At 43.2% G+C, this 26,947-nt stretch carries 23 protein-coding genes and 1 pseudogene; 11 read left to right on the forward strand and 13 right to left on the reverse strand.

Annotated features, from left to right (window positions below):
- Positions 1 to 17 precede the first annotated feature (17 nt).
- The 8 genes from AC1D0K_RS17405 to AC1D0K_RS17440 form a co-directional block, all read right to left on the reverse strand.
- Positions 18 to 866 (reverse strand): SDR family oxidoreductase, encoded by an 849-nt coding sequence (locus AC1D0K_RS17405; RefSeq protein ID WP_477396210.1) that lies wholly within the window; start codon positions 864 to 866, stop codon positions 18 to 20.
- Between the two features lie 82 nt (positions 867 to 948).
- Entirely contained in the window at positions 949 to 1,464 is a 516-nt protein-coding gene (locus tag AC1D0K_RS17410) for a YybH family protein (RefSeq protein WP_477396208.1), read from the reverse strand.
- 5 nt (positions 1,465 to 1,469) lie between these two features.
- A complete protein-coding gene (locus AC1D0K_RS17415) occupies positions 1,470 to 2,327 on the reverse strand; it encodes a nuclear transport factor 2 family protein (RefSeq protein ID WP_477396206.1) in 858 nt (285 codons plus the stop codon).
- Between the two features lie 86 nt (positions 2,328 to 2,413).
- Positions 2,414 to 3,292 (reverse strand): AraC family transcriptional regulator, encoded by an 879-nt coding sequence (locus AC1D0K_RS17420; RefSeq protein ID WP_477396204.1) that lies wholly within the window; start codon positions 3,290 to 3,292, stop codon positions 2,414 to 2,416.
- Between the two features lie 21 nt (positions 3,293 to 3,313).
- Entirely contained in the window at positions 3,314 to 3,511 is a 198-nt protein-coding gene (locus AC1D0K_RS17425) for an OsmC family protein (protein ID WP_477396202.1), read from the reverse strand.
- Between the two features lie 96 nt (positions 3,512 to 3,607).
- Positions 3,608 to 4,504, reverse strand: coding sequence for a helix-turn-helix domain-containing protein (locus tag AC1D0K_RS17430; protein WP_477396200.1), 897 nt, complete (start codon positions 4,502 to 4,504; stop codon positions 3,608 to 3,610).
- Between the two features lie 60 nt (positions 4,505 to 4,564).
- On the reverse strand, positions 4,565 to 5,383 hold the full coding sequence (locus tag AC1D0K_RS17435) for an SDR family NAD(P)-dependent oxidoreductase (protein ID WP_477396198.1): 819 nt from the start codon (positions 5,381 to 5,383) through the stop codon (positions 4,565 to 4,567).
- A 118-nt stretch (positions 5,384 to 5,501) separates the two neighbouring features.
- Positions 5,502 to 5,858, reverse strand: a complete 357-nt coding sequence (locus AC1D0K_RS17440; RefSeq protein WP_477396196.1) for a winged helix-turn-helix transcriptional regulator — start codon at positions 5,856 to 5,858, stop codon at positions 5,502 to 5,504.
- Here AC1D0K_RS17440 and AC1D0K_RS17445 point away from each other — a divergent pair.
- The 5 genes and pseudogenes from AC1D0K_RS17445 (at position 5,838) to AC1D0K_RS17465 (ending at position 15,125) form a co-directional block, all read left to right on the forward strand.
- The gene (locus tag AC1D0K_RS17445; RefSeq protein ID WP_477396194.1) at positions 5,838 to 6,722 is read left to right on the forward strand and encodes an NADPH-dependent F420 reductase; all 885 of its coding nucleotides are present in this window, start codon (positions 5,838 to 5,840) and stop codon (positions 6,720 to 6,722) included. The two genes, AC1D0K_RS17440 and AC1D0K_RS17445, sit on opposite strands and share 21 nt — an antisense overlap.
- Before the next feature lie 175 nt (positions 6,723 to 6,897).
- Positions 6,898 to 7,098 (forward strand): annotated as a pseudogene (gene rhuM, locus AC1D0K_RS17450) (RhuM family protein); the annotation flags it as partial.
- Positions 7,099 to 7,237: 139 nt separating this feature from the next.
- Positions 7,238 to 8,962, forward strand: coding sequence for a hypothetical protein (locus AC1D0K_RS17455; protein ID WP_477396192.1), 1,725 nt, complete (start codon positions 7,238 to 7,240; stop codon positions 8,960 to 8,962).
- Positions 8,963 to 9,263: 301 nt separating this feature from the next.
- Positions 9,264 to 11,801, forward strand: a complete 2,538-nt coding sequence (locus AC1D0K_RS17460) for a UvrD-helicase domain-containing protein (RefSeq protein ID WP_477396190.1) — start codon at positions 9,264 to 9,266, stop codon at positions 11,799 to 11,801.
- Between the two features lie 291 nt (positions 11,802 to 12,092).
- Positions 12,093 to 15,125 carry a hypothetical protein gene (locus tag AC1D0K_RS17465; RefSeq protein ID WP_477396188.1) on the forward strand — a complete coding sequence of 1,011 codons (3,033 nt, stop codon included), beginning with the start codon at positions 12,093 to 12,095 and terminating at the stop codon, positions 15,123 to 15,125.
- Positions 15,126 to 15,217: 92 nt separating this feature from the next.
- Here the strand turns inward: AC1D0K_RS17465 and AC1D0K_RS17470 are convergent, their stop codons facing one another.
- From AC1D0K_RS17470 to AC1D0K_RS17480, 3 genes are all read right to left on the reverse strand, one after another.
- Positions 15,218 to 17,416, reverse strand: coding sequence for a GmrSD restriction endonuclease domain-containing protein (locus tag AC1D0K_RS17470; RefSeq protein WP_477441292.1), 2,199 nt, complete (start codon positions 17,414 to 17,416; stop codon positions 15,218 to 15,220).
- The gene (locus AC1D0K_RS17475; protein WP_477396184.1) at positions 17,409 to 19,220 is read right to left on the reverse strand and encodes a DUF262 domain-containing protein; all 1,812 of its coding nucleotides are present in this window, start codon (positions 19,218 to 19,220) and stop codon (positions 17,409 to 17,411) included. The genes AC1D0K_RS17470 and AC1D0K_RS17475 overlap by 8 nt, the downstream gene beginning before the upstream one ends.
- Before the next feature lie 230 nt (positions 19,221 to 19,450).
- A complete protein-coding gene (locus AC1D0K_RS17480) occupies positions 19,451 to 20,071 on the reverse strand; it encodes a hypothetical protein (RefSeq protein ID WP_477396182.1) in 621 nt (206 codons plus the stop codon).
- Between the two features lie 317 nt (positions 20,072 to 20,388).
- On the opposite strand from AC1D0K_RS17480, the gene AC1D0K_RS17485 reads away from it, so the two are divergent.
- The 5 genes from AC1D0K_RS17485 to AC1D0K_RS17505 all read left to right on the forward strand — a co-directional run bounded on the left by AC1D0K_RS17485 (position 20,389) and on the right by AC1D0K_RS17505 (position 24,782).
- The gene (locus tag AC1D0K_RS17485) at positions 20,389 to 22,926 is read left to right on the forward strand and encodes a KAP family P-loop NTPase fold protein (protein ID WP_477396180.1); all 2,538 of its coding nucleotides are present in this window, start codon (positions 20,389 to 20,391) and stop codon (positions 22,924 to 22,926) included.
- 185 nt (positions 22,927 to 23,111) lie between these two features.
- Positions 23,112 to 23,612, forward strand: coding sequence for a hypothetical protein (locus tag AC1D0K_RS17490; protein WP_477399775.1), 501 nt, complete (start codon positions 23,112 to 23,114; stop codon positions 23,610 to 23,612).
- A gap of 35 nt (positions 23,613 to 23,647) precedes the next feature.
- A complete protein-coding gene (locus tag AC1D0K_RS17495; RefSeq protein WP_477399777.1) occupies positions 23,648 to 24,055 on the forward strand; it encodes a hypothetical protein in 408 nt (135 codons plus the stop codon).
- Positions 24,056 to 24,150: 95 nt separating this feature from the next.
- Positions 24,151 to 24,366 (forward strand): hypothetical protein, encoded by a 216-nt coding sequence (locus AC1D0K_RS17500; RefSeq protein ID WP_477399779.1) that lies wholly within the window; start codon positions 24,151 to 24,153, stop codon positions 24,364 to 24,366.
- Positions 24,367 to 24,566: 200 nt separating this feature from the next.
- Positions 24,567 to 24,782: a hypothetical protein gene (locus AC1D0K_RS17505; RefSeq protein ID WP_477399781.1), complete on the forward strand. Its 216-nt coding sequence runs from the start codon at positions 24,567 to 24,569 to the stop codon at positions 24,780 to 24,782.
- Positions 24,783 to 24,825: 43 nt separating this feature from the next.
- Here AC1D0K_RS17505 and AC1D0K_RS17510 read toward each other — a convergent pair whose 3' ends face one another.
- Both AC1D0K_RS17510 and AC1D0K_RS17515 read right to left on the reverse strand, forming a co-directional pair.
- On the reverse strand, positions 24,826 to 25,284 hold the full coding sequence (locus AC1D0K_RS17510) for a PH domain-containing protein (protein WP_477399783.1): 459 nt from the start codon (positions 25,282 to 25,284) through the stop codon (positions 24,826 to 24,828).
- On the reverse strand, positions 25,268 to 25,861 hold the full coding sequence (locus AC1D0K_RS17515) for a hypothetical protein (protein ID WP_477399786.1): 594 nt from the start codon (positions 25,859 to 25,861) through the stop codon (positions 25,268 to 25,270). The genes AC1D0K_RS17510 and AC1D0K_RS17515 overlap by 17 nt, the downstream gene beginning before the upstream one ends.
- 714 nt (positions 25,862 to 26,575) lie before the next feature.
- Here AC1D0K_RS17515 and AC1D0K_RS17520 point away from each other — a divergent pair.
- Positions 26,576 to 26,830, forward strand: a complete 255-nt coding sequence (locus tag AC1D0K_RS17520) for a hypothetical protein (protein WP_477463088.1) — start codon at positions 26,576 to 26,578, stop codon at positions 26,828 to 26,830.
- Positions 26,831 to 26,947: the final 117 nt, after the last annotated feature.

Here is a 26,947-nt window from a genome sequence, read left to right on the forward strand (position 1 = left end):
TTGATTTGTATTTCTGTTTAAACATTAAGTCCCTGGGGAAACCTGGTAAAATAAGTTTCCAGGCTCATCGGCTCCCGGCCGGTAATATCTTTAACTGCGGTGCTTACCGGCGCAACCTCTCCGGCAGCAATGGCCTGATAAGATCCTATCCAGGTCTCCACCTCCCATGCGGGAGCGCCGAGTTCATTACGCCATTGCGTTCCTTGCTCAACCGTTTCTTCGACATAGGTATAAGCATTTCCGGTCAGCGCGCTCAAGCGTTCTGCCGTTTCCGCCAGTGTTAATGCTGCCGGCCCAGTCAGAACATAAGTGCCGGTAAACTGGCCTGGGGTCTGAAGAACTGCCGAAACGCAGGCTGCCGCATCTTCGCGGGAAACCCAGGCAACTTTACCGTTTCCCCCTGGCCCTTTCATAGTTCGGCCTTTTCCGAACATGTCGGGTACCAGATCAAGGTAAAAACTGTCCCTTAATATCGTGTACGGAATTCCGCATTGCTTGATGAAAGTTTCTGTCTGGAAGTGATCGCGGGACATGGGAAACCTGCTGTCCGGCGCGGCACCCTGAAAAGAGAGATAAACCAGGTGTGATACACCGGCCCGCACAGCTGCGTCTATTGCATTCTTATGCAGTAAAGCACGTTCCCCTGGCGCTGCATAGCCCGATACAATAAAGGCAGTTTGGATGCCCTCAAAAGCATTTGCTAAACTGGCCGGATCACTGTAGTCGCCACGCACTTTTTCTGCACCGGTAAACGCCCCGAGTTTTTCCGGCTTTCTGGCCATCAGCCTGAGTTCCTGACCGGAAAGCAGCTCCGCCACCCGTTTTCCAATGTGGCCGCTTGCGCCGGTGATTAATATCCTGTTCATTTGTTTTTCCTTATTTAGTTTAACATCTTCAATAAAAAGGTTTTAGCGAAAAAAAAGTTCTTTTAAATTTGTGCCGACACTTTTAAAATCCCTGGCCTTGTGCAGTAACGGGGAGGCCCGAGTAATGCACATGCACGATCCGCCATCTGCCATTTTCTTTCGCCAGCAGCTGCGTCTCCCTGCCTCGCGTCACGAGGGGCTGGCCGTTACTGCGGAAAGTTGCGTGAAACTCCCAGTAAAATTCCAACCACGCCACATCGGGGGTCAAGGGATGGATACTGAGCGATACTGTTTTCAGATCACGCTTGCTGAACATTGCGCCCATGGTCGTTCCATAGAAATTGGTTTTGATCTGTTTCCAGCCACGTTCGTGACCTCTTGGGTGAATAAAGGTAATACTGTCACTTGTTGACCAGATACCTTTGGCCAGTGTGGTATCAGCAAGATCAATCGACCGGCAGTACGAGCGTACCATCTGGTGAATGGCAGCCGTGTCATTTAATAGGAAGTTTTGATCTGAGGTCTTAGCCTGGCTATAACCGGATAAAGCAGCCATTGCGAGAATGGCTGCCAGTATATTTCGGAATGCGTGGATCACGACAGTTAAAAATTAAATTTTCCATTGTTGTTTTTCCATTCGGCTTGGGGAGCAATGGTTTCAATCACATCCCAGTGTTCGGCGATCTTACCGTTCTCTACACGGAAGAGGTCATAAAAAGAGGTATGTTTACCGCCCAGGTGGCCTTCACTTACGACAAGAACAAAATTGCCTTCACCCAGTACTTGATGAATAGCATCATATTTCATGGTGATGCCTTGCTTAGCCATCTCGCCAAGGGCCTTACCTAAACCAGATAGCTGGTCAGGGATCAGCGGATTGTGCTGGATATACTGATCACCATTGAAGTAACCGGCAAGCTTGTCCATCCGGCCATTGACCAAAATGTCATCCACAAAGTTTCTGACCAATGCTTTATTACTTGCAGTTTTACCCAGGTCGGTCGCTTGGGTTGGACCATCGGTCATGGTATGGCCGCTTGGATTGGGTGATGCAGGTTTATCCTGAAGGTTATCCCAGTGCTCCACTACTTTGCCGTTTTCGTAGCGGAAAATGTCAAAGCCTATCTTCGGCCCAAAAAAGTTGTAATCCGTGTGGGCAAAAACATAATTTCCGTCCTGAAAGACGCGGATCGTGTGTACCTTGGCCGAACCTGCTGGTAAGGCTTGCAGAGCAGCGCCAAAGCCTGCCAGTCCGTCTGCGATTGCCAGGTTGTGCTGTTTATAGCTGCTGGCGTTAATTATCCCAACCGGTGCTGCTGCACCTGTTTCAATGGCTTTGAGTAAATCTACGGTTTCTTGTTTGTGGTTCATCTTTTCTGCTTTTGTTGTTTTTACTTTCTGCTGCGCAGCACTATGTTGTATAGTTAATGCTGCTGTTAACGCAACGAGGGTATATTTCAAATACTTCATTTCTTTGCTTTTGTGATACAAAGATGGGATGTATAAGCCCGGGTAAAAAGGTAGAAAAGCGCCTTTAGATGATACTTTTAGGCAGATGTTTGAGCAGTTAGTTTCTCCCGGAACTCAACCGGTGTGGAGCCGTTATGCTTACGGAAATATTTGATAAAGTTGGTAGGTTCGTCAAAGCCAAGCGCATACCCGACCTCTTTTATCGTGTCATGCGTATGTGCCAGCATTCTTTTGGCTTCCAGCAGGATGCGGTCGTCGATCATCTGCTTGGCCGTTTTCCCAATCACTTTAGATGTAGCCTGGTTCAGCCGTTTTTCAGTAACGCTCAGCCGGGACGCAAAATAATGAACCTGCTTGCGGGTTTTGTATTCTGCTTCGATCAGGTCGTTGAAAAGCAGCACATAGTCCAGGTCTGCACCTTTCCTGACTTCTTTAAAACCTTGTTTACGTCTTTCTCTTTCCGCGTGGAGCAAAAAGTTATGGAGGTAACCCCTCAGTACATCGGCCTGATACTGGTCAGACGGACAGGAAGCCTCGGCTTCCATCAGGTCAAGAAGCACAGGGAAAACAGCAGGACCAGGTAAACGAATAGCAGAAGTCGTAAACAAGTCGTTAAATAGAATAGTCCCCTTTAAGAAGCGAGCGTCGGCCTCGGTTCTACAGAAAAAAGTGTCGGTAAACAGGATAGCTTTCCCTGCAATAGACGGAGAACGATCATAAACCTGGACAATATTTTTTTTAAGAAAGAGAATGGTGTCTTCCTCTATCGGGAAAGGTTGAAAGTCCACCATATGCGTCAGGTTCCCTGTTTTAAACCATATAATATGATAAAAGGCTGTCCGATGCGGCTGAGTAAGCAGATCCCGGCTGCGGGCGTACAGATCAACTAATGAAACGACTTCAAAGCCTAAAGTGAGGTCATCCTTAAATTGGTGATTTATGATGTCAGATTTCAACGCCTTATTTATTTCCCAAATTTACCAATAGTTTGCATAAAGACATGGCGTACATTTTTCTGCCACAAGCAGTTCTTCAGGATTTGTACCTTTTTCGTTTGCAGACACGCGGGATTTGAAACTGAAGTTTGCCTTGTTCAAGGTTTCACGTTGTGTGGTCAGTTTACCTTTCCCTTCGTTTATAGTTCCTGACCAGTATGCTTTTGCTGTACGCTTCATTTTTAATATTAAATTTCATTATAACTGTCGCACCGGGTAGAGTAGTTTACCTAAGGTTCTAACTGTTGATCCGGTCAATAAAAAGATCTACCCGCCCTAATTCAATAAGCTGTCCCTGAATTTATTTGGAGTACTTCCGACCTCTTTTTTAAACAGACGCGAAAAATAGGTTAGATTCTCAAAACCAAGCGACGACGAGATCTCCGATATGTTCATATCGCCCCCTGTCAGCATATTTTTTGCTTCACCGATCAAAAAAAGGTGAATAAGTTCTAACGCTGTTTTACCCGTTTCGTCTTTAAGCAGATCAGTTAAATAGCGGGGAGATATATGCATCTTTTCTGCCAAAGAAGCGACAGTAGGAAGTCCGTTATCTTTCAATTTTCTTTCTTCAAAATTTGCAGCGAGTAGTGCATTGAACCTGGTAAGCGTCGCGCCGGTTAATTCTGTCCGGTGAATAAACTGTCTTTTATAAAACCGCTGTGCATATTTGAGCATTGAATCAATATGACTGATGATGATCGCTTTGCTATGTTCATCCGTATTGTTGTTATATTCCTTTTCTATGCTGAAATAAAGGTTCCAGATAACATTTTCTTCTGCCGGTGAAAGATGTAGTGCCTCATTCACCTCGTAGTCAAAATAGCTGTATTTTTTAATTTCATTGTAGAGGGAGGTTCCAGGTAAAAAGTCCTCATGGATGATGATCAGAAACCCCTTTTCCTCTAACTCCATGTTTTGGAAAAATACTTTCTGCTGCGGTTTGATAAATGACATGGAACCGAGGTCATGGTCATACTTGGTTTTTCCGTAAAGCATTTGCCCCGATTTCAGCTTTTTAAATCCAATGATGTAAAATGCTGAAGAAAATTCAAGTTCGCTGATGCTTGTGCAAGTATCCCTTTCACCGTAAGCCACACTAAAAAGGGGGTGCTCAGGCGGCTTGACACCAAGAACTTCATGCAGTTCGCTGATTTTTTTAAAATGCTTCATATTGTTTGCCATTATAAAAACGGGACCGGGCAAATCCGGATCCCGCTCCTGTTACTTTTCTTAACCATGTGCTGCCACAGAAACATCCTGCCATGATTCCCATGTTTTCAGGCGCTCCTCGTAAGTGTATTTTACCCAGGGGTAAACAGTTTTACCCAACAGCAATCTTAATGGAGGATTTTCCGAATCCACCAGGGCAATTAGCGCATTGGCAGTTGCTGCCGGGTTACCGGAATCTTGTTCACCAGCGTGTTCGTAAAAGGTTTTACGTACGTCATCATAAGCAGGAAGAGATTCGCTTAAGGCGAGAGAAGTGGTTCCAAAGAAATCAGTAGAGTATCCGCCTGGTTCCACTATGGTTACTTTAATACCAAAATCACTTACTTCGCCAGCCAGTGTTTCAGCAAGGCCTTCAACTGCGAACTTAGATGCACTATACAATCCCATTAATGATACGGTATTCAAACCCAGAGCACTTGAAAGTTGAATGATTTGCCCTGATTTTTGCTGACGCATGATGGGCACAACCGCTTGTATAGTCCATAGTGAACCCAGTACATTAGTTTCAAACTGCGTTCTGACATCTTGCTCGTTTAACTCCTCTACAGCTCCAATATGCCCGTAGCCGGCATTGTTTATTAATACATCGATGCGGCCAAAGTGAGTTTTTGCAGTTTCAATTGCTTCGAAACTTGCTTTTTTATCAGTTACATCAAGTTTTAGTACCAATAGATTTGAAGAAAACTCTTTTGTAAGTTCTGTTAATGTTTCAGGGTTACGAACAGCCGCAACTACATTATCGCCACGTTTTAGAAACGCTTCTGCCCAGATCCTGCCGAATCCGCGGGATGCACCTGTTATAAAAATTGTTTTTGCCATTATATTATTTTTTAATATTTATAAGGACAAAGTTCTGCTAACTAATACAGCTATTCTGATACAAAAGTAGGCAATAATGAAACGTTTTTACGAAATGTAAGTATGGGGATAACTTAAGCTAATCGTTATCCCGTTCCGTCACTTTTTTACGGTGATTCAAACCCCAGTCTTTCAGGGAATAGATGATGGGCGTCAGCGTATCGGCATATTCAGCTAATTGATAGGTGATCTTCACCGGGTAGCCATCGATCACGGTCCTGATGAGCAACCGGTGCTGTTCCAGGTCTTTCAGTTCTTTCGCCAAAACTTTGGGTGTAATACCGGGGATACTTTCCTGAATATCGGTGAACCGATCGTTTCCAACACCAACAGAAATAATAATGGGTAGTTTCCATTTACCATTGATCACGTCGAGTGCATCCCTCACGGGCTTTATCGTTTCGATGCAATCACAATGTGCTTTTTTAGCCGCCATAAAACCTCATTTAAAGCTATTACACTTTCCTTTGGGAAAGTGCTATACAAAGGAAAGTATAAATTCACCAATTTTGCAAAAGAATTTATTGAGAATTTAAAAACAAGCGTAATGAAAATAGGAATTATAGGTACCGGCGCAATCGGCGGCATCATCGCAAAGAAATTAGCTGCAACCGGTCACGAGGTAAAGATTTACAGCTCAGGAGGTCAGCAAAAATTGGAAGAAAGGGCCCGGGAACTGGGCGTTATGCCATCCACCAAAGACCAGATCATAGCGGATGTTGAGGTACTTATCGTATCCGTTCCTACAATAGCAGTCCCGGAATTATCAGATCTTATCGCAAAAGTTTCTGATAAGGTGGTCGTGGTTGATACATCTAACTATTATCCTTTCCGGGATGGTGAAATAGAAGACTTGAAGAATGGCAAAGTCGAAAGTGTATGGGTTGCGGAAACCCTGGGAAGACCGGTGATCAAAGCTTTTAACAATTTGCTGGCCCATAGCCTTGAACATGGTGGCAAATCTGAAGGTGCCAAAGACCGGATCGCGATGGCGGTGTCAGGCGACGATCAACAGGTCAAAGAGATAGTATCGATCTTGATCAATGATGCGGGGTTCGACGCTGTTGATGCAGGTACACTGGCAGATTCCTGGAAGCATCAGCCAGGCACTCCGGCCTATTGTACCGAATTGAGTGTGGCAGAACTCAAGCAAGCCCTAGGCAATGGCGACAAAGAAAATGCCGCACACCTGCGGGATCAGGCTATCGGGAAATTTATGGATTTTACAATGCCGCCTACACACGAAGAAGTCGTGGCCATGAACCGTTCGTTATTTTCTGAAAATCCTAAGAGGCATTGATCAGTTGGGGGTATTACAACTACCAGATTTTCGAAGAACAGGCAAATTGCAAGCACAATCATTATAAAAATCGGAGGCAAATGGCTGATTTATTTCAGAAGGATTCTGATACAACAGGTCTGCACATCGGAAATGTTTTAAAAAAGGAGAATTAGAGGGAAGTTCAACTACCGAGGATTCCTCGGTAGTTCAGGAAGAAGGAAAAAGGAAGGTTTTAAGAAAGGTAAAAAGCGATAACCTTGATGTAATTATATCAGTTGGGCACAGGGTTGAATTTATCCGGGGTATGCAATTCAGAAAATCGGCACATAGTGTTCTTAAGGAATATCTGATAAAGGGTTATGCTATCAATTTAGCGAGTCTTCGATCCATTTAATGTGGTTTCGTTCTGTTGGATTCTTTAGTATCAAATCTCCCGTCACACTTGAATAGTATCGGCTTAATACTTTATCTTCGATTGTCAATATTCATCGCCAATACCAAATTGTATCGTTTAGAGAATAGGGGTAGTATACATGAAACAAATAATAAAAAGAAATTACCTACTGATATTACTTATTGTTTTGTTGATCGGTACGCGTTTTTTTTCTAAAGGATTTATTCCGGATTATTTGCATCTGAGTGATATCCTGCCAAAAGAAATTTTCGGCCTGCTTATCAGCGCGACCGCTTCTATAATCGGTGTGGTGATCGCCGTGATCCTGTTGACATTTGACCTCTCCAAAGGCGGATTTTTCCGAAGAAAGGAAGACAGTATTTTAAATCACCCCATTGTCATTCGAATCATAACTCTTTTTATTGTTGTTATGGTGTCCTCCCTTGTGGCCTACTGCTATATCCAGGATTTTCGCAGTCCCGCTGATCTGACAATGGTTTATTACCTGCTTATTCTGTTTGTATTTTTCGTAGTAACGCTTTTTCCCTCCATCAGAAAAATCCTCGAAACCACGAACTTGCTAAACAGAACACTTGCAGAAATTGAGAGGCTCGAGTCAGCAAATTTTTTTGAGGTCATCCAGTTGCAGTGGGATAAGTTTTCATTTAATGATAATAACAGACTTTTGATCAGGATAAGGCAGCAGCTGATCATCTATATAAGGGAACATGATTACGAAGCCTATACGACCACTTTAATTGCAATTAATAGGAAAGCAATACAGCTGATAGGTGAAGGAAAAGACAGAAGAAACACAGATAATATTACAGAGGCTCTTTGTTTTCTATGGGAGTCCGCGCAAACTGAGGCACTTAGGGTTCAGAATATCCAATATTTTAATACGGTATGGGAATGTATGGAACTGCTGTATGATTATGCAGCAGTCAAAAAGATACCGCTGATGTATCTGCAGTCACTCGATTTTTATTCCAGCAAATATGTAAATTTCCTAACCAGGAATGGGCTGAAAGAACCCTTGTATAAAGGCGTTAATATTATCGTTACCAGCTTTAAACTTAATTTAAAAAATAATTGCCCGGCTCAGGAATTGGTAAATGACCTGTATTGGACATACGAGCAGAAGGAAACATACCATTATATAGACGACAGTATTCAATGGGATCATATCATTAATTTTTTGATGGATCTCTTCGGTATTCAGGATAGTGCGATAACCTTGAAGGATAACGATTTATTTTACGAATGTGATTCTGAACTCAAACATTTGTATTTGGGTATCATAAACGGAGAATATCCGAATTTAGGGGTTTACCAGGAGGCGGCCATTATTGAACAGATCTTCCGTATCCGTACAGAAAATGTATCAGCGGCGGTCAAATCTGCAGGATTTTTCCTGAGATTAACCTCCTTTGATCTGGAGTCCAGCCATATTGCTGACCTGGCCTTAAGCGAAAAGTTTTATGTAGCGGAAATCATGCAGACATTGAGCGATTTTATCTTGAAACTGCAATATGAGGAAAAACTGACCGCCGGATTGCTGAACTTTTGGACTGCTACAGGACGGCATCTTTCCAAATACTACCTGAAGAACAAACTATGTACAAAAGCCTTTGACTTTATCGTTGTCAACCTGATCCATTTAAAAGAATATATTGAAGCGGAGCAATTTTCATCCAGTCAGGCTATTTATAAGGAAGTAGAAAAACAAACGGAGTCCTTAAAACGGTATCTGGAGAAAAATTTGCCGGGCAAACGGTTGCCGATCAAAACAAGATTAAATAAAACATTAAAAGAGTTTAAGCCGGTTATAGAAGTTCCCGCTTATGATATTATCAAATGGTAAAGTCTGATCTCACAGTTCTATCGTTAAAATGCGGCATTTGAATATGAGCAGTTAAAAAACTTTGATGTTGAGGGTTGAATTTAAGGCAACCGTTTTCATAGATTGATAAGGATTTCCTGCGGATAAGATCATAAAAGACCTTTTTATAGAAATCAGGGCTGTCTTTTCGTACGTGGATGAGTACAAGCCAAAAATCAGATGACGAATTTTATTATACAGCCACAGTAAAGACCTTTTGTTATCTAAGGCACTAATTGTTAAATTTGAGATAGTTACAGATTTCCTTAACCTAGTCACAACGATGTCTTTCCGAAAGGTACTTATTCATATTATCCGATTTCTCTTACTTTCACTCTCTATTATCGGGATCTGGTATCTGATCCGTGAATGGCTCCGAAAAAAACCACTCAAACAACGCCTGCTGGATATAGCCGATCAGATCAGGGAAGCGAATTCGCATTTTGAACGGCTGACCAATTTCGAGCAATATTTCGCTAACCGGGATGAACAGTTGTTTTTAAACGCTTACGGGGAAACACGCAAAGCCATTGGGTCTAAGTTTGAACGGATCGGCTTACCTGTTGATCATGTGGAAGCGATACGGCGTTTTCGCGATAATTTTGATCAGTCTTCCACCATACGACAGGATTATAACAACCAATTTGTCACAAGGGAAGCGGAAAAGTTCGCCGGTTTTTTTGCGAATCTTGAAAGCTATCCTTTATCTGATGATCAGATCGAAGCGATCATTCGCGACGAAGATAACAATCTGGTTATCGCCGGTGCCGGTACCGGCAAGACGACAACCATCTCGGGTAAAGTAGCTTATTTACTGGAAAAAGGAATAGCTTGCCCTGAGGAACTTTTAATTATTTCTTTCACGAAAAATGCTGTCAGGGAAATGTATGACCGGTGTACACGTTTTTGTCAGCATATTCCGGAAGCCAAGGACCTGGAGGTCCGCACCTTCAATAGCTTTGGTTTCCTTGTCAGCCGCAGTTGTTCAGCGCAAGAGATCCTGCTGGCGTTTGACGGCGATGATAACGCGGCCAAGGCTTTCTTACAGGAGCAGTTCGATGAACTGTTCATCAATAATCCTGACTTTCAGCGCAAGGCAATGAACTTCCTGGCTTTCTTTAACCGGCCTGCAAGGAACGAATTTGAATTCGAAACAAAAAACGACTACCTGACTTACGAGCAAAGCTTTAAAAATGTGACGCTTGACGGCGTGAAGGTAAACAGCAAAGAAGAAGTGGAGATCGCCAACTTCTTTTGCCTGTTCAACGTTGACTACGAATATCAACGCCATTTTCCGCTTAATGAAGAAGATCGGAACGCCGGATATGGCGTTTATCAACCCGACTTTTATTTAACGGATCATCAGATCTGGCATGAACACTTTGGGATTGACCGCAATGGTGATGTACCTTATTGGTTCAATACCCGGCCACCTTATAAAACTGCCCGAGATTACTATCATGCCGGTATAACCTGGAAAGAACGTATCCATGCCAAATACCAGACCCGCCTGATCAAAACGTATTCCTATGAGAATCGTGAAGGCAACCTCATAGCAAACCTGAAGAAAAAGCTTATCAGCGAAGGGGTCACATTACGACAGCGGAGTCCCCAAGAAATGCTCGAACTGATCAGGAAATCCGATCAATATCAAGAGTGCATGGGCCTGATCTATACTTTTCTGGGCCTGATGAAATCAAATGGCAAAACACCGGCTGACCCGATCCCAGCTAAGGACGATAAACGACTCATGGTATTTATGGATATCTTTAAGCCACTGTTCAGCGCCTACGACAGCCACTTAAAAAACATTCCGGCGGTTGACTACAATGACATGATCAACCATGCGGCACAGCATTTCAGGAATGGCAAATACACAAAGCCTTATAAATATATACTGGTCGATGAGTTTCAGGATATGTCACTTGGGCGCTATCAATTGTTAAAAGCGATCCGTCAGCAAAATCCGGACGTAAAACTTTACGCGGTCGGCGATGATTGGCAATCGATCTTCCGCTTTACCGGCAGCGATATATCGATCATCACTCGGTTTAAAGAACAATTCGGCTTCACCAGTCAAACCGCTGTATTAAAGACGTATCGCTTTAATGAACAAATCCTTCATGCGAGTAGCGGCTTTGTACAGAAAAACCCGTCCCAGATCCGAAAGCAGCTCACAGCCAACCAGTCGACACCGGAGGGGCATGTGAGCTTTGAGTTTGTAAAAATGCCGCCATTTAGTGGAAACCGGGAGCAATTTCTTCAATTAAAATCGCAACATCTATTAACGGTATTGGAAAAAATAGCTGTGCTGCAAGCAGACGCCTCCGTTTTCCTGATCGGCCGATATAAACTGAACGTGCCAAGAGATATCTCCGGCTTACGCCGCTTGTTTCCCAAGCTCACCATCACATTTTTTACGGCACATGGCGTCAAAGGTATGACTTGTGATTATGCGGTACTCCTGGACGTCGACTCAGGTGTATTGGGGTTTCCGTCGGAAATTGCCGATGACCCTTTGTTGAGCTATTTGCTGCATGAAGGCGATGGTTTTGAAAATGCAGAAGAACGACGGGTATTTTACGTGGCGATCACTCGCGCGCGGTATAAAAACTACTTGATCTATAACGAAAGCCAACCCAGTAAGTTCTTATTGGAACTGCAGGCGACAACCGGTATCTCGCCTGAGCAGGCCGAAAGAACGTGCCCGGAATGCCATGGACCTCTTATAAAGCGAAGAGGTCTTTACAGTGAATTTTACGGCTGTATACATTATCCCCGATGTAACGGGAAAATGTCTGTACTGACAACAACACATTAAAAATATTTTAAAAGAAGATGGACTTGATAAAAAAAGCAATATGCATTTTTTGCATATTGCAAACTCAGACAGGTCTGTTGCAGCGTCCGGTCCTGACACCGTTATCCCGGTATGATAAAGGGTGGAATTGCTTCAAGGTACTCGATCCCGTATTGTGGCTGATAAAGTACGGAAATAGATCCGGAACTCCGGTAAATACAGGGATGCCGGGTGATTTGGCGAAAAGAGTAATCGAAGTATTGCCGGCTGCAATTATTGTTTATTTTTATCCAATTTCCAGACACCTAAACTATGCACCGTAATCATGAGACCTGGCTTCGTTTCCGGATCGAAAAGCACTTCAGAGAGAATCACCCTGAAATAGACGAGATACTAAACAGAAAGAATCATCGACGAATCTTTGATAAAGCGGCCAAATTGGAAAATTGGTGGGTGATCGTACTATGTACTTTTGCTCTTTTCTGCTCGGTCGCAGGTATCCTTTGTTTTGTGGAAATCGGTCATCCTGATGATGACCTGATCAAGGACAGGGCCGGGAATCTGTCCACCATCAGCGGTATGAGTCTTGCGGTCGTCGTTTTTTTGGTCGGTAATATCGCAGTTAAAGAACCTTATGCTTATCAACAGGTGATCAAGCGGGTGAAGATCTATCCATACCTGTTTTACATCCTGAGCACTTTGGTTTGCCTCGTGCTGCTTTCCGTTTTCAAGAATGATTCCCCTTCGAAATTTCACAATGAACTTTCTATTGCCGGCAGTGTGGCATTTATCATCGTTCTTGTCGCTATCGGACTGTTATTCGCCAGAGCAGTGACCTTTTTCAGCGCAGCCAATATTGATAAGCTCATGAATGAGGAGCTGAAGGAAAAGGCCTGCGAGATCGTGAAGGATGGAATGATGATCAGTTATAGTCGGTTGGCTTTCAAAAATCTAATGGAGCGGAACGGTGTCCGGGCATACCTGTCCTCAGAGTTGTTCAACAGAAGGATACTGGGAAGTATGATGCGCCTGATCAACAATGCAGACCAGCCAAAGGAAGAGAAGGAAGAAGAAATTGAAGTCAGATACCTGGAGGATATCAACATTCATTTTCTTGACTATTGGCTAAGAAGCCATAAGGATCAGCCGATGCATTACCATTTGCTTTCGTTGGACGAAATGATTGATCCGGCCGGCGATTTTTTGATCCCGGATGGTTGGGAATTGACTTCGTCAGATCGGGACCAGCTAAAAAAAGCTTTGTATTTCTACCGGAAAGGCCCGAAAGAAAGCAAATCGGTTACGGAGATTCGTCAGCATTTTGATGAAAAAATGGTTGACCATGCAGAAAACGGCAAGGCGAAGGAACTCGGACGCATCCTTGACGGCTTATCTGAACTCTACCGGCTGCAGCTTAGCCATCGGCCGGAAGGTGGATCGGACCTGGTCGCGGGTGTGGACCTGCGATTGTATGAGGCATTTGAAGAAAGCATCAGAAAGAAGCATTATCGTGTTTTTCAAAAGTTAATGACATTCGCCAAGATCAATACGGAACAGGCTCTTGAAAAACTGTACTTTCCCGTTTATACGTCAATGCTGAAATTTCAATACCTGGTGTACCCACTATTCGTTAATAAAGCCGGAAATCCGGAATATCAGCAGTTCCTTTCTAATGTTGACAGTTCCGGTTATTATGATTTCTTATTGACCGACCTGATGTTCAAGCTTCGCGGGGAAACGGATACACATCTGATCAACAGGTTTATTTATCAAACTTTTTTGGGTTTGGGCCAGCTTCTTTTCTATATGACCTATTACCGTGATTTCGCACGGTTTCGTTCAGCGGTCAAAGTGCTGGGCCTGCAAAAATTCGAAGCTGAAAATTATGAGTTAAGACAGGAGATCAGGGATCTTGAAACTTCCGATGATGTCGAAGAAGGTCAGCTCCGTGTGTTACAGACCCGTTATGAACAATCAAAGGAACCGCAAAGATATCGTCGGCATACGATGTTTGCTATTAAATCTTGGATATTTCATATGCGGCTTAATAACAAGCTGAGCATAGAAGAAGCGGTGAAGTTCATCAGTTCAATCACTATCCCTTATCGTGATTTTGAGGAGCCGCTGGCCGATCTGTTCTTTTTTCGAAGGGGCGTTCCTCATTATTTTAACTGGCAGGAATGGCGACTGCCCAAGTCGGATGAAGATGATGACAAACCGGAAAATCCTGATGCCTGGCTTATGTTGGGTTTTCTGGCAGAAAATATCATGGAAAACCACCTGCCTTTTTTTACAGAGCAGATCAGCGTGGAAGACGTAAATTCCATCAGCACGATCCGTGATGGTCTGAGATTTGTCAAGGATACTTTTCTGAAAAATTATGCGGAATGGGAAAAAATCCTTAATGTGGATAGCCCTGACGATCTCACGCAGAAAGCGGACCGGGTGATTGACCTTTTTGACCGATTGGCCGTCAAACAGCAGGATGACCGACAACTGGCTATAGCTGATGCAGAACTCGATCCGGAACTCGTTAAACAGTTCAAAGAAGGGGTTTCAAAAGCATGGAAGACACAGGCCCACATTTACGAAATGTTCCAGAAGATGGGGACGCTGGTCCCTGTTACCGATGCGACGGGTTTGGTTGCTGTCGGCAGGAACCAGATCGAAGCCGGCAATAAGCTACTGCTGGTGGAACCTCCGTTTGATTTCGGGATGCAGCCTTTCCGGGAATATGGCAACTGGGCGGGGCGCGAGCTTGATGATGAGTTCTTTTTACAGACACTTACCCTGGCACCCGTATCGCTCCAAAATGCCTCAGTCGTTCAGTTGTTAGATGACAGTATCGCTAAACTGACAAGTCAGAATGTCAAGCCTGATTGCATTATTTTACAACCTTCATTTTCTTATCTCGATCCTGATTTTCTAAAAGATCCGCGGTTCTTGAAGAATTATCAATCGGAAAATGAGTTCTCCAATAAAATTCACATGGGAACCTTCGACGGGATTCCGGTTTTTCGCTCTCATGGTGACCGCTTACGCAATTACGTGATAGTGGCAAATTTCAAACAGGCTTTTGAAATGGAATATCTGGAAAATGAGAATTGGTTTGAGCATATTTTACAGGTCGACGCCCAAGCCATCTCGCCTGAGGAGGCAGAAATTGCTTACCATGCCCGGTATGCCCTGCCCAACGGCAGCCCCATACATTCTGAAGAGGAGCGGTCGAAGATCATTATCCGAATGCGTGCTGGCTTGCGGATAATTGTCAGCGCTCAAGTGAATTTTAAAATAGTTGACAGAAGTGCATTTATGATCGGCAGTCTTATTGTACCGGAGGAATGATCTATTTGCCCGGAAGGGCATGAGATTTTCACTGATCGTCACACAGCCCTGATCGACATTCCGATCAGGTCCAAGGCTCCGGGTCGGTTCACTTAGCTTTTTGACCAATCAAGGAGTTTCTGTATTTTTTGGGGACCTAATCTCAGGTCTCTTTGGATCCATAGAACCTTGTCGTAATTTTCACGGAAGTGGCTTCTAAAAAACTGGAATATGCGCTTTTCCTGAAATATACTCCTGGCCTCCCCAAAGTTAGTATATATGCCTAAATTCAGGCCTTCACCCCAATTCCAATGAGGGTTTGGGGCAAGAATATTTTGATTTATGATATAGTAGATGTAAAGCTGTTTTTTGGGAGAGAGCTCATTTTTGATATCTTCTACAGTCTGATATCGTTTAATAAAATTCTTTCTTCTGATCATCAGGAAATCACTGAGCGCTGTCTGTTTCGACTTATGCCAGGCCAAAACGAATCCAAGGAATTCCTCATTCTTATAAAATTCGTGATGCCAGGTCACCCTATCCCAATATGTATCGAATGCAGCGGTCAGCAACAGATCTCCCCGAATTGCACTTTCCTCTGAAACTATGTATACATAAGAAGCAAGCATCTTTCCGAAGATCCTGATTGAGAATTCTCCGTTGTTATTTGTTTTCGACCAATCAATTAAAAATCCTATCTGTCCCCGATTATAGTGCATATCCTCCGCAAACCAAAACCTGTCTTCCACTTCCTGCCGTTGCGGATGATCCGAAAGGATACTCAGTTTAACACGTTCTTCTGTGTTTAAGATTGAAGCGGCATTTGATTTGAAACGCAACAGAACGGTAAGATCATCGCCATGACGCAAGCGTCCCATGAGCTTCAGGGAATTGATTGTTTGAAGACCGGCCGTTTTCGTTATGGTCTCATTGTGCCGCATATTATGAAAGAACCTCAGTAGCCTGAAAAGTGTTGCAGGGTCAGGATCATTATTCGTAGTAAGTATTCGTTTAACGTAATATAGGACCGGAAGTAACCGAAACAAATCGATTTGAGGGATGGTAGCTTCCGCAGGAGAAAGCCATTTCAGATCAAGCAGATCAAAATTGCTGTAAGTGCTGAACTTTGATTTAAACTCCTTGATTGCCAGTGGGAATACTTCATACAGATATTCCAGCGCGTTGAAATAGCTATCTATTTCAGGCAGGGATAAGAAAGCAATGTCCAATTGAGGGTCTTTCTCCCATTTGATGATCTTAATAATATCCCGTTTATCCAAAGATTCCTCGTCCTCGTCATCGATGATCAGTCTTTCCTTTTCTGTCATCCTGCAAATCTGGACCCACCGGAGAAATTCGTTAAAACCGGCATCAGCGTTCGAGTTCTGATCTTTTTTTCGTTTCTTCCAGAAAAAATCCTGCCAGATCTCCCAGCGTCCGCTCCAGTATAAAGCATTTTTACCCGCGCTACCAATAGACTCTGGTTCGAAAAGGGCGGCCCGAAGGTTTTCATTATCAGCAAGCTGCTGCCCTCTGGAATTCATTGTTATATAAAGCTCCTCGCCCTGTGAGGTCTCTTCCGTGCGAAAGTGCCAGAATTTTACTTTATGCTTTAAGAAGTCATAGTAAAAGTTATCATCGTCGGCAAAAGCTTCATGCATCTTAGGAAACAATCCAAAAACTACAGCTTTAATAGTTGGGTCATCCCCATAATTAGAGAGAAACCAATTTTTTTTCTGTATATCGGAAATATCCTCTAGTTTTTTTGTTTGGCTTATCAGATCCACGAAAAAACTATGTGTAAGGGTTCTTACCCGGTAATCGAACGCTATCCTCTCTGATTTTTGATCAAATCGGAACAAGTTTAAATAGTCATCTGTTCTCTCCTCTTTAATAGAGAAGTAAAACAACATCAAAACAAGGGTAGTAAATCTTTGCTGGCCATCGATCAGGTAAATATCCTCACTTCTATCATTGAAGACAAAGTAATCAGGCCGGTAAGAATAAAGGAATCCGATGTTCATCTCATTATTTTCGACGTGCATTTTCTTTACTACTGCACTGATCATGTTCCGGACATTTTCGTCTGCATTCTCCATGCTTGAGTTTAAAATCCCTATCGCTTTTGTCATCGTTTCGGATCCTGTTCCTTCATCCCGAACCCCTTCTTTGATGTCTTTAAAAAAAGAACCCAGGATGTTATTATAGTTATGTCCCCAAACATATTCACGCTGGATCTCCGGCACGATCAGGTTATAACTTTTTAGAAGATCATTGACAGATACTTCTTCAAGTGTTTGATTATTATTCATTAGATGAGCTGAAGAAGGTGGCTATTTTTTTTGTAATGAAATTGGTATTGGCTATGATGTCGTTATTCGTCCAGTGCTCGAGGTCCCGGTTCTCATCTCGTTTATCATTAAAGTATCTTATGAATACCTGAAAGGTATGTGGCTGTATAAAATGGCCTTGCTGAAAATATTCAATTATTCTTGCTCTCTTCACAGGATAAGTTGCATTCTGAATACTTCTGTTCCATGAACTGTACAGTAATACCAGGTTCCCTATTGAGTTGATCTTTATGGAAGAAACATGATCTTCTATGAACCCGATTACCGTTGCATGATATTCAGGGTCATTTTTCTTTTTGTCAAAATGACTAAGATCGAATCTGTCTTTATCGTTCCTGATCACGTTCACATTCAGGAATTGCAAATATTCCCTTTGCTCGGCGAGTTTATCTTTGTCCGGTTTTTTAGGGAAGATATGCTCAATATCGTTATTGGTTTTAGTGAATGCTATTACGGGCAATTTAGGATGTTTATCTTTCAGGGAGTGTATGATGTCCATCAGGATCATTGACCGCACCAGCAGTTCACGACGGTCGTCATACCAGTTGATCTCCGGATCATCATAATCCATAAGCTTACCGTCAGGGGAGATGGATGCTCTGATCCGATCTTTCAATTCGTCGATGAACGCCCCGCGAGTCTTACTTTCTTCCCACAGATCCCAGGCGCCCTTGAAATTGAACTCGGCTTTTCTCAGATGGTTGAACAGATATCCTAGGAAATGGTAGATATATTTATCATTATACCAGTCCTGCAAGGTATAATGAAGTTTAAGTAATTCTTTATAAAGGCCCAGTGCGTCATTGTTATGTTTTTCAACCAATTCGAGCGTTAATTCATCTTCTTGTTTCTTCTCGGCAAACAACAGGTAAAGAAGATTCAGCGGGTAAAGATTGTCGTTGAAAATTTTTACGCCGGACGACGTTTCTTCTGATCTGATATTCTTAAATTTCGAAAAGTAAGCTTTTATATCGTCTTTACTCCACCATTGATTGATCTGATCAAGTTCCCACCCGATCTTGACCCTTCTTTCGTTGACGCGGACAATATTTTTAATATCACTTTCGCGCTTTCCTTCTTCGTGTGCAACCCTGGTGATCAACATTGCTCTTATCAGGTCTGCGCCATCCAGAGGTACTCTTTTGGAATTAAGATTGCCGAATATCTTTTCTTCACTATCCACTCGTTCCACCTTGTTCACAATAATTTTAACATTATCCAATAAGATGTCAAGGAAGTCCATTTCACTGCCGGCTCTCAGTACACGAAAGTCATGAAACCATTTTTGAATTGCCTGATAGCCTTTATATAAGTGTCCGATATCCTGGTGATCATAATCCGGTTTGTGGTTTATAAATTCATCCCAGGTATCTTCGGGGAAACGATGTCCTTCTTTAGTGATGATCGTATTAAGGAACTTATTAGTCTGCATCCTGATCGAGTTTTCAGGAAACCGGATTTTATTATTGACCATTGACCGTTCGGACAGAAAAGCCAGGATCAAGGTCAAAGTTGTTAACCGTTGTTGGCCATCGACGACATTAAAGTGATCATCTTCAGGTACTATTGTGATGTTTTGCAGGCAATAAAACTTCCCTTCCTGTGGCTTGAAAGCGTCTATATCTTTAAGCAGCTTTTCAATATGGTTGGGATCCCACTTATAGCCCCGCTGATACAGAGGGATATTATAATACTTTTTTTGGTTGGTGTGAAGGTAACCGGATGATGAAAAAATTTCCCGTACCGAATAAAGAAGATGGCTCATTGTGTAAGGTTAAACAGCACTGCAATTTAATTAAATTTGTCATAATTCAACATTCCTTCATAAACCCTTCCGGGCTCTACCGGACCTTGTAAATTCTATCTGAAGATATAGGCCTTTACATGCCAATCACCAGCCCTGCAGAAATGATCGGTAAAGATGTTATCTGCCGAAAAGAGTAGTTCTGAATTTGTTATCGTAATAAATATGGCCCTGTATATTTCAATGCATTATTATATGATGTTGCTGAGAATTGCTTTATCGTACATGGCTATCAATTCCTCTTCCTCTTTGTATGCGGCACCTGAAGTTGAATGTAGGACGATGACTTTTATCGTTTTGTTATTATTATGGATAACTGTTTGCCAGGGTATCAGCGCGTCTTTTGGTTTTTTCAATGCAACATTATTCAATTGGCAATAAGCGGCGAACCAGGAGAATACGCTGGAACCTTTGGTACTGCTCGTTACGATCACTGTTTTAATTGAGGGGTTGTCGTCAATTATTTGAAAGATATCAGTAAATTCTACAGGAAAAATATTTGCATCAAGCGAACTTTCGTTTTGACGATAAATAATGTGCCCCATATCGCTGATAGCCAGATGAAGCCGGTCAAGAATATTTTGCCGCTCAATCACAGCCTTATCTCCGTCTTTATGAATAATATCTTCTCCGAGCAGTTTTGCCAATACTTTCCAGAACTTATTTCTGGGATTCGGATAAAAGAAGGCATATTTTCTCAAACTCTTTTTAGTCGGAAAGGTTCCAAGAATAATTTTATCGGCATCAGGTGGAATGTATGTATCGAATGGCAAAGGTTCAGGGTCGAATGATGCTTTGGTTCTGTAGGTCATAATATTCGGGCTGATGGTATTTTACAGCTATCTGTAAATATCTGATAATTTAAACGGTAAACCGAAGTTAAGATCATCTTTATGCCAGGAACATAGGAGTAAAACGACATGTTCACAGGAGGTTAGGGAATTCCGAATTAAGGATGTCCTGAGTTATGTTGCTGAAGATACTGTTAAAAGAGAAATAGCGGTAGAACGGACACATTGAAAATTCGTTTGAACGAATGGCCTGCTCTGACAGAGAGGAATTATAATTGTATTTTTGCTGCGGAGAATCCCGGTTTTCTGCCTTTAAACTTAAACCATTGTCTTTTAAAATGAAGTTGCTCATACTTGAACTTAGAACAAAAGTCCTTAGGGAATTCCCTTCCCTGTTATGGCTTTTTGGTTGTATAGCATTGCTGCTTTTCTTCAGCAATCCATTAAATGTGTTTCTGAATAAATTTATAGTAAATCCTGTTATTTCTGAATTCAGGAACAACCTATTCAATAATGTGATCCTGCTGATGTTATCACTCGGTGTTTGTGCCTGGTTATGGAATTACGGGGATAAAGGCTTCCTGAGAAGAGTAGCCGTCTTTGTCTTCGGATATTATGTATTACAGTTGTCCGATGACTACTGGAAGTTCCAGCATTCTGTATTATTCCCTTTTCTCCGGAACTGGGACATGATCACAGCGGCACTTGTGCTACCTGTTCTCAGTACATTATTGCCCAAACATCCTGCAGAGGAGCGCGGAGGGAACGGGTTTATCGAGGACCTGGCTATCGAAACGGCGGAAGAAGACGGCTTTAACCGTAAGGAAGTGGCCCGGGAGATCGCAAAAAAAATAAGTGCGACGCAGAACACAAAGGCCTTCGCGATAGGTGTTCTGGGAGAATATGGCAGCGGCAAAACTTCGTTCATCAACCTGATCAAAGCCTGCCTTGATAAAGAATTCGTAGAGGTTGCAGATTTTAACCCGTGGAGCGCCGAAAGCACCCCACATATTCAAAAGGACTTCTTCGATCTGCTCGCCGGCAAATTATACGAGTTTAATCCTCAGATCTCCGGGTTGGTCCTTGACTATTCAAGGAAATTAAGCCGCATAGACAGTTCGGCTGAACGACTTGTTCGGCAGGTCGGTCTGGCCGGAAAGCTTTTTTACAAAGGAAGTTACAGGGACGACTTTGACCGGATCAATGCGCTGTTGGATGAATCAGGAAAAAAGATAGTCATAACAATCGACGACCTTGATCGTCTTTACCATGATGAGGTAATGGAGGTACTGCGACTCATACGTAATACTGCAAACTTTACGAATATCTTCTATCTGGTGGCATATGAACGGTCTTACATAGAAGAATCCATCAAATCGCTGAATGCCAAGGCCGGGCAGAGCTATCTTGACAAGATCATACAGCTCGAGATACCGCTGCCAAAAAGAGAAAGTAATGATCTGCTGTTCCTTCTCGAAAAACTTATTACCCCTTTTGTTACAGGCGATCATATGGATGCCTATCGCAGCCATATTGTGGAAAGCGGATTCCAGAACAAATTCAATTTCGCATTCGAAAAAGTATTCCGGCAATCCAGGGATGTCATCAAGTTCGTTAATAATTTTAAGATCACTTACCACCTGCTGGGCACGGAGGTGATGTTTGAGAGCCTGTTTGTTCTTGAATTGTTAAAGTTCCGCTTTCCTTTAATTTATGACAGGTTATTTGAGCACACGGATGACTTCGCATGGGTGAGCGGCTCGAGGTCTTCTCACGAAGAGTTCTATGAACTATTAACCTATAAAGAAGAAAAAAATGATCTTTTAAAAATTGCCAGAACTTTCCGGGAAGAAAAATATTACACTGAAAGCGAGATAAAACTGATCAGCGGTATTCTGAATAATCTGTTCTTTAAATTTGACCGCTCCAAAAAAGCAAAAAACGCGATCATTTATCCGATGTTCTTCGAGCGATATTTCCGCTACAGGCTTTCCGGGAATGAGCTGTCAGAAAAGAGCTACCGGACTGCCTTCGACGGCGGACCGGATTCTATGAGATCTTTCATTGAAGATTGCATATCGCGTAATATTTTACGCCCATTGGCCATGCGCCTTTTCCAGGAGAAACCAAACAACAGAGAAAGTTATGAACTTAAAATTCGCTCGCTCTTTGATATCGGTCCGAAATATAAACGAAAAGAGAACGGACGTTCTTTCGACCTGCAGGCGCTGATCGATGAGTTATGGAATGTCGATGACCGCCATGTCAGAACTTATTATAAAAAAGAAGCCTCGCTTTATGTAGATTTCCTGGAAAGTCTTTTTGAACAGGCCCCTTTCCCTTATCTGTTCCATAATGAGATCATTTATCACATAAAAAAGGGGTCGCAAGATATCGGATTAAGCAAAGACAGACTGACTGATTTTTCTGTGCAATACTTCAATAAACATGTACAGCAGGCGGGATTGAGCCAGGACGCCATGTACCTTGCCTGGTGGACAAGACACGAATACACCATCGATTTCCCCGGCAGGCGTGGTTATGTCACGGAGCACTGGCGCTTCGAAGACAAGCTTGTTCCGGGATTAAAAGATACGCTCAGTAATACGAATCCATATCAATTTCTAAAATATAGTATTCAGCACGAACACCGGGAAGAGAATATGAATACGATCTGGGAGGCTATAAGGAATTTCTTTGGAAGTCCTGAGGACCTAAGATATTTCGTTGAAGATCACCCGATACTTGACCAGGAGATAAAAATCGAATATCTTGCCTTTTATGATGCGTGTGTTTCAGCCGGTTTTGACAGGTTTGCAACCTTTGAATTCAAGACATCGCTGAAACCCGCGCGGAACGATTATGATAAGTATTGAAGTGTTTGTGGAACGATAATAATAATAAGATATACCGGCGTCTTCTTATTGTTTAGGGAGAGTGGGATGGCAACAGGCCTTATGATGCAGGATAAAGTTGAAGACAGGTAGAGAGCGATATTTTTATTGATAAACTATTGTTTATCAATTGCTTTTATTAAATTCAAATACTAAATCTTATCATCATGAAAAAAAACCTACTTTTCCTGATCCTGGTATTTATCGCCGGTTCCGCCAGGTCACAGTCCATCGGCGTTGACAGTAAGAACCAAAGTGTTTTTACTTATTTTTCCTCTCAAGAGCTGACTTTCCAGCTGACAACGAGCGCACCGCTGACACTGTCCAAAGCCTTTACCACGGACACTGTTCCTAAAAGTTATGTTGATCGTCGCACGGGACAACGTGTTGTGACCATGATCAAGAAGCATCAGATTTTTGCACAGTTGTCGATGCTGAACTCCGGTGATGACGGCTACCTGACACTGAACAAAATGCGACCGGGTATCGGGGCGAAATTCGGTTACCAGTTGGCCACGGATACTTTTAGGCGGCTTGATATGAAAGGCGGGGCATTGACCGGCGGCTTTAATGCACTCTTCAAAATGGATAATATCAAACTCTATAATACAGACGTCAATACTGAGCAGAACCGAAAACCGCTGACTTATGGGGTTGAGGTTATTTAAACTGGCTCCTTCCGACGGGGCATCATCCGAACTTTTTGGAAGTACTTGCCGTTACAGGTACACTTCAGCATACCTGGAATAAAGATGACCTGATCAGCTATCAGAATATTAGTGAGACGACCGTGACACCGTCAATTGTAGCATTGACGGATTTCCGCGGGCAATATGGTTCCCTGAAAACGAATATAACGAATGCAAGATTATCTGCAGCATTTGCCATGTATTACAGTTACGTAAACCTGATCCCGTTTGTTGCTTATAATTATTTCTCGGCACCCGCTTCCAACTACCATGTCGGTGCGTTTTTGAATGTATTGTCTAAACCGCTGAGCCCGACTAATATTGTCATCCCTTCATCTCTCGGGATCGGCATTGACTGGATCCGCAGTGGCGGAAGCTTTTCGCAGGCAAACTTCATCCTGACCGGGACTATTAAGATCTGATCTTGGTTATCGGTCCGATTGCTGTGCAATAACGACGGTTATGCGTGTTAGTAGTATAATAATATGATATCTCAATATCACAGAACAGACTTTATATGAACCGTGATGACTTTAAAAAACTTGAAAGGGAGCTGGTACAGTATACCATTGAAATTGGGGAAGGAAAGAATTTTGAGATCAATTCGCTGGAGATTCGAACCAAGATCAATTACCTGAATGATCTGATCGATGAAGCTATTGACGAGAAAAACGGAGATTATGTGGCCCTTGTAAATATCTGTTATCATTATTACCGTCTGTTTTACGGTTGATCTTTCAAGGTTCCGTGAGGATTGTTTGGATCGCAGATTGCGGAGAGATCCGGTTTATAATAAAGATCCCCCGAGCGCTCGCCGCCGGAGGATCTTAACCTAAACCTTATCACAAAGACAGGCAGGATGCCAGTCCTATTAATAGAACGCAAATTATAAAAAAAATATTACTATCAGCGACGGGACTCACGCTGTCTGAAATGCATATATTCACGGAACATATGCTCATCATATCGGCGTTTCATCGCTTCCCGTTTTGTACGGACACTATAGCGCCAGAGGAATATTGCCCAGACACCAAAGGCAACGGCAAAGCCGGGCCATGGATTGTCCTTCATGCTCAGCGCACCGAAGAATCCGAAGGTGGATACGAGGCAGGTGAATATAAAATGGACGAAATTTTTCATAACATTTAACAGTTAAAGATACTAAATTACTTAGTAATTTCCAAGCGTTTTTTCAGTTAAGTTCATAGATATTGTTGTGCTGGCGGGCTGCCAGAACCCTTTCACGGATAACATCAATGATGCCGGATTCAGGTATTCCCCTGAACCACACCACCGGGTTTTCCGGGTCCGTACACTTTAAAGTAACATCCATCAGTTTAAACAGCTGAAGCGTAAATGACTGGGTCATGATATAGTCCTTTACGCGGAACATTTCGATCTGGTCAACGCGCCTGAAAAATATCCCCCTGCTTGTCCGGATATATTCCGCTGTGATCAGGTACCGGCAGTTTCTGATAAACAGCACCCGGTACCAGGCAGCTCCGGTCACCGCGAGACTGAACAGGATGAAGTAAGGTGAAAGGCACCAGGCCAGTAATAGAAAGGCTGCGGCAAGGAGTACCAGCGGGAGTGTTTTTAAAAATGCAAAGATCAGTGCCGGTCTGAGCATGATATCATCTGTCTGTGTCATGTTTTAATTCTTCTAAAAAGTTGATATGTTTAAGGGGCTTGCGTGTCCTTATGCCGGTTCGCATCCCGGAGGCAAGTTCCCAGGCATGGAGGCTGAGCAGCTCATCTTCAAAGATCTTTATACCGGCAATATGCTGAACTATGGTTTTATGACCGGCGTGGTGTAAACGCAGCTGTATCCCTTTCAGGCCTGCTGCCATTTTGATGTCAGTCATATTGCCGATGAGTTCTTTTCCGAATACCAGCGTAAATTTCCGTTTGCGGTAATTTGAGCGGATCCAGTCTGCCTGCCGGGGAGAAAACCTGCTGCCGATAGCGATAAAAGCAAGCTGTTCATAATTCGGGTACCGCTGCCTGTTCATCGTTAAAAAGGCGACAGCTTCCATAGCGGAAAAAGTAATGATCACTTCTCGCGCTGTTCTATTCCCGGCAAGCCAGAGATTTTGAGTGGCCGGTATTTTATGAAAGCCGTCGCCATAATGTTCAAAGCTGTCACCGTAGTCAAATACCGGTACCTGGATATTAAAGAAAGCCCGGATCTGTTCGGGAATTCCGAATTGTTCCAGCCGGGTGCGCATTACCGGGAGCCTCCGCTTCGGGTATAGGAACGGCGTGCCTCACCCTTCATCTCAGACTGCCGGTTTTCCATGTCCCTTACAGCATTGTAATATCCGGCGCTCAGTTTTTCGGCTTCTTTCTGTTCCCGCTTTTGATTAAACAGGGCGTTCAGGCCTTTGTATAAAACATAAGAAAGACCGCCATCAATCAATACAGAAGCAACAAGCGCTATCTTATCGGAACGTATACCATGGGCATCAACAGCAGAATAGCTGAACTTAGTGTGATCGGCGAGTTCAACTTCTTTGCCTTTGCGGTATTTTTCGGAATAACTGGAGGGGACCCTTTGGGGAGGAAACCGTTTATGCCGTAGTCTTTTGGCAACCCCACGAAAACTGCGGGCGCGATTTTAGCTGCGCTTTTTACCCGTTTCGACTGAATAAAAATAACTGATCAAACAACAATTCCTTATATTTTCGGGAAAGAGCAGGTGCCTGCCTGCCGGGAGAGCGGGGTGGATAAGCCAGGTGCAACGTACGGTCTTATCCGGGATGAGGGCCGGAAGCCCGGGAGGCAGGTTCCGGCTGTGCGGCCTGGTGATCTGGTGAGGAAGTGCCGCTTTGCAGAACGATGAGCCGGATCGCCGGGCGGGGTAATACACCCGCCTAATCATACTGCTTCAGTCGCTTCCTTATAAGCAGGTTCCCAATTGTTAAAAAGGATCTCATCAATTTGTGGATCGCAAAGAAGCAGGGGAACGGGCAGAGGCCTGTCCGGCAGGCAGGCTCCTGCCATGCAGCAGGAAAACCGGGTTTGTAAGTGAAGCCGGGGCGGGAACTGCAAACCGGGTTTTCCTGCAGGGAAAATGCATCAGGAATTGCAGCGGCATGTGTGACTTGTTGTCCGTGAGTAAAGTAAGCGGACATTACAAGATGTTCTTTGTAATAACTGATTATCTGGTGAATGGAAACACCATTCCATCTATTTGAACAGATGAAAACACTTTCCTCATTTATGCAGGTGGCAACTGCATGGGTGCAGCAGGGAAGAAAGCAAGTAAGAATGGAATCTGACATTCAATCCTTTGCAAGTGTAGAGGTATGCGT

Source organism: Mucilaginibacter sp. P1_A3, from assembly GCF_056406855.1.

Coding starts and splice junctions, on each gene's coding strand:
- AC1D0K_RS17405 (WP_477396210.1), bottom strand. CDS start 866: ATGAACAGGATATTAATCACCGGCGCAAGCGGCCACATTGGAAAACGG.
- AC1D0K_RS17425 (WP_477396202.1), bottom strand. CDS start 3,511: ATGAAGCGTACAGCAAAAGCATACTGGTCAGGAACTATAAACGAAGGG.
- AC1D0K_RS17430 (WP_477396200.1), bottom strand. CDS start 4,504: ATGAAGCATTTTAAAAAAATCAGCGAACTGCATGAAGTTCTTGGTGTC.
- AC1D0K_RS17435 (WP_477396198.1), bottom strand. CDS start 5,383: ATGGCAAAAACAATTTTTATAACAGGTGCATCCCGCGGATTCGGCAGG.
- AC1D0K_RS17445 (WP_477396194.1), top strand. CDS start 5,838: ATGTGCTTTTTTAGCCGCCATAAAACCTCATTTAAAGCTATTACACTT.
- AC1D0K_RS17440 (WP_477396196.1), bottom strand. CDS start 5,858: ATGGCGGCTAAAAAAGCACATTGTGATTGCATCGAAACGATAAAGCCC.
- AC1D0K_RS17455 (WP_477396192.1), top strand. CDS start 7,238: ATGAAACAAATAATAAAAAGAAATTACCTACTGATATTACTTATTGTT.
- AC1D0K_RS17460 (WP_477396190.1), top strand. CDS start 9,264: ATGTCTTTCCGAAAGGTACTTATTCATATTATCCGATTTCTCTTACTT.
- AC1D0K_RS17465 (WP_477396188.1), top strand. CDS start 12,093: ATGCACCGTAATCATGAGACCTGGCTTCGTTTCCGGATCGAAAAGCAC.
- AC1D0K_RS17470 (WP_477441292.1), bottom strand. CDS start 17,416: ATGAATAATAATCAAACACTTGAAGAAGTATCTGTCAATGATCTTCTA.
- AC1D0K_RS17475 (WP_477396184.1), bottom strand. CDS start 19,220: ATGAGCCATCTTCTTTATTCGGTACGGGAAATTTTTTCATCATCCGGT.
- AC1D0K_RS17480 (WP_477396182.1), bottom strand. CDS start 20,071: ATGACCTACAGAACCAAAGCATCATTCGACCCTGAACCTTTGCCATTC.
- AC1D0K_RS17485 (WP_477396180.1), top strand. CDS start 20,389: ATGAAGTTGCTCATACTTGAACTTAGAACAAAAGTCCTTAGGGAATTC.
- AC1D0K_RS17490 (WP_477399775.1), top strand. CDS start 23,112: ATGAAAAAAAACCTACTTTTCCTGATCCTGGTATTTATCGCCGGTTCC.
- AC1D0K_RS17500 (WP_477399779.1), top strand. CDS start 24,151: ATGAACCGTGATGACTTTAAAAAACTTGAAAGGGAGCTGGTACAGTAT.
- AC1D0K_RS17505 (WP_477399781.1), top strand. CDS start 24,567: ATGCATATATTCACGGAACATATGCTCATCATATCGGCGTTTCATCGC.
- AC1D0K_RS17510 (WP_477399783.1), bottom strand. CDS start 25,284: ATGACACAGACAGATGATATCATGCTCAGACCGGCACTGATCTTTGCA.
- AC1D0K_RS17515 (WP_477399786.1), bottom strand. CDS start 25,861: ATGCGCACCCGGCTGGAACAATTCGGAATTCCCGAACAGATCCGGGCT.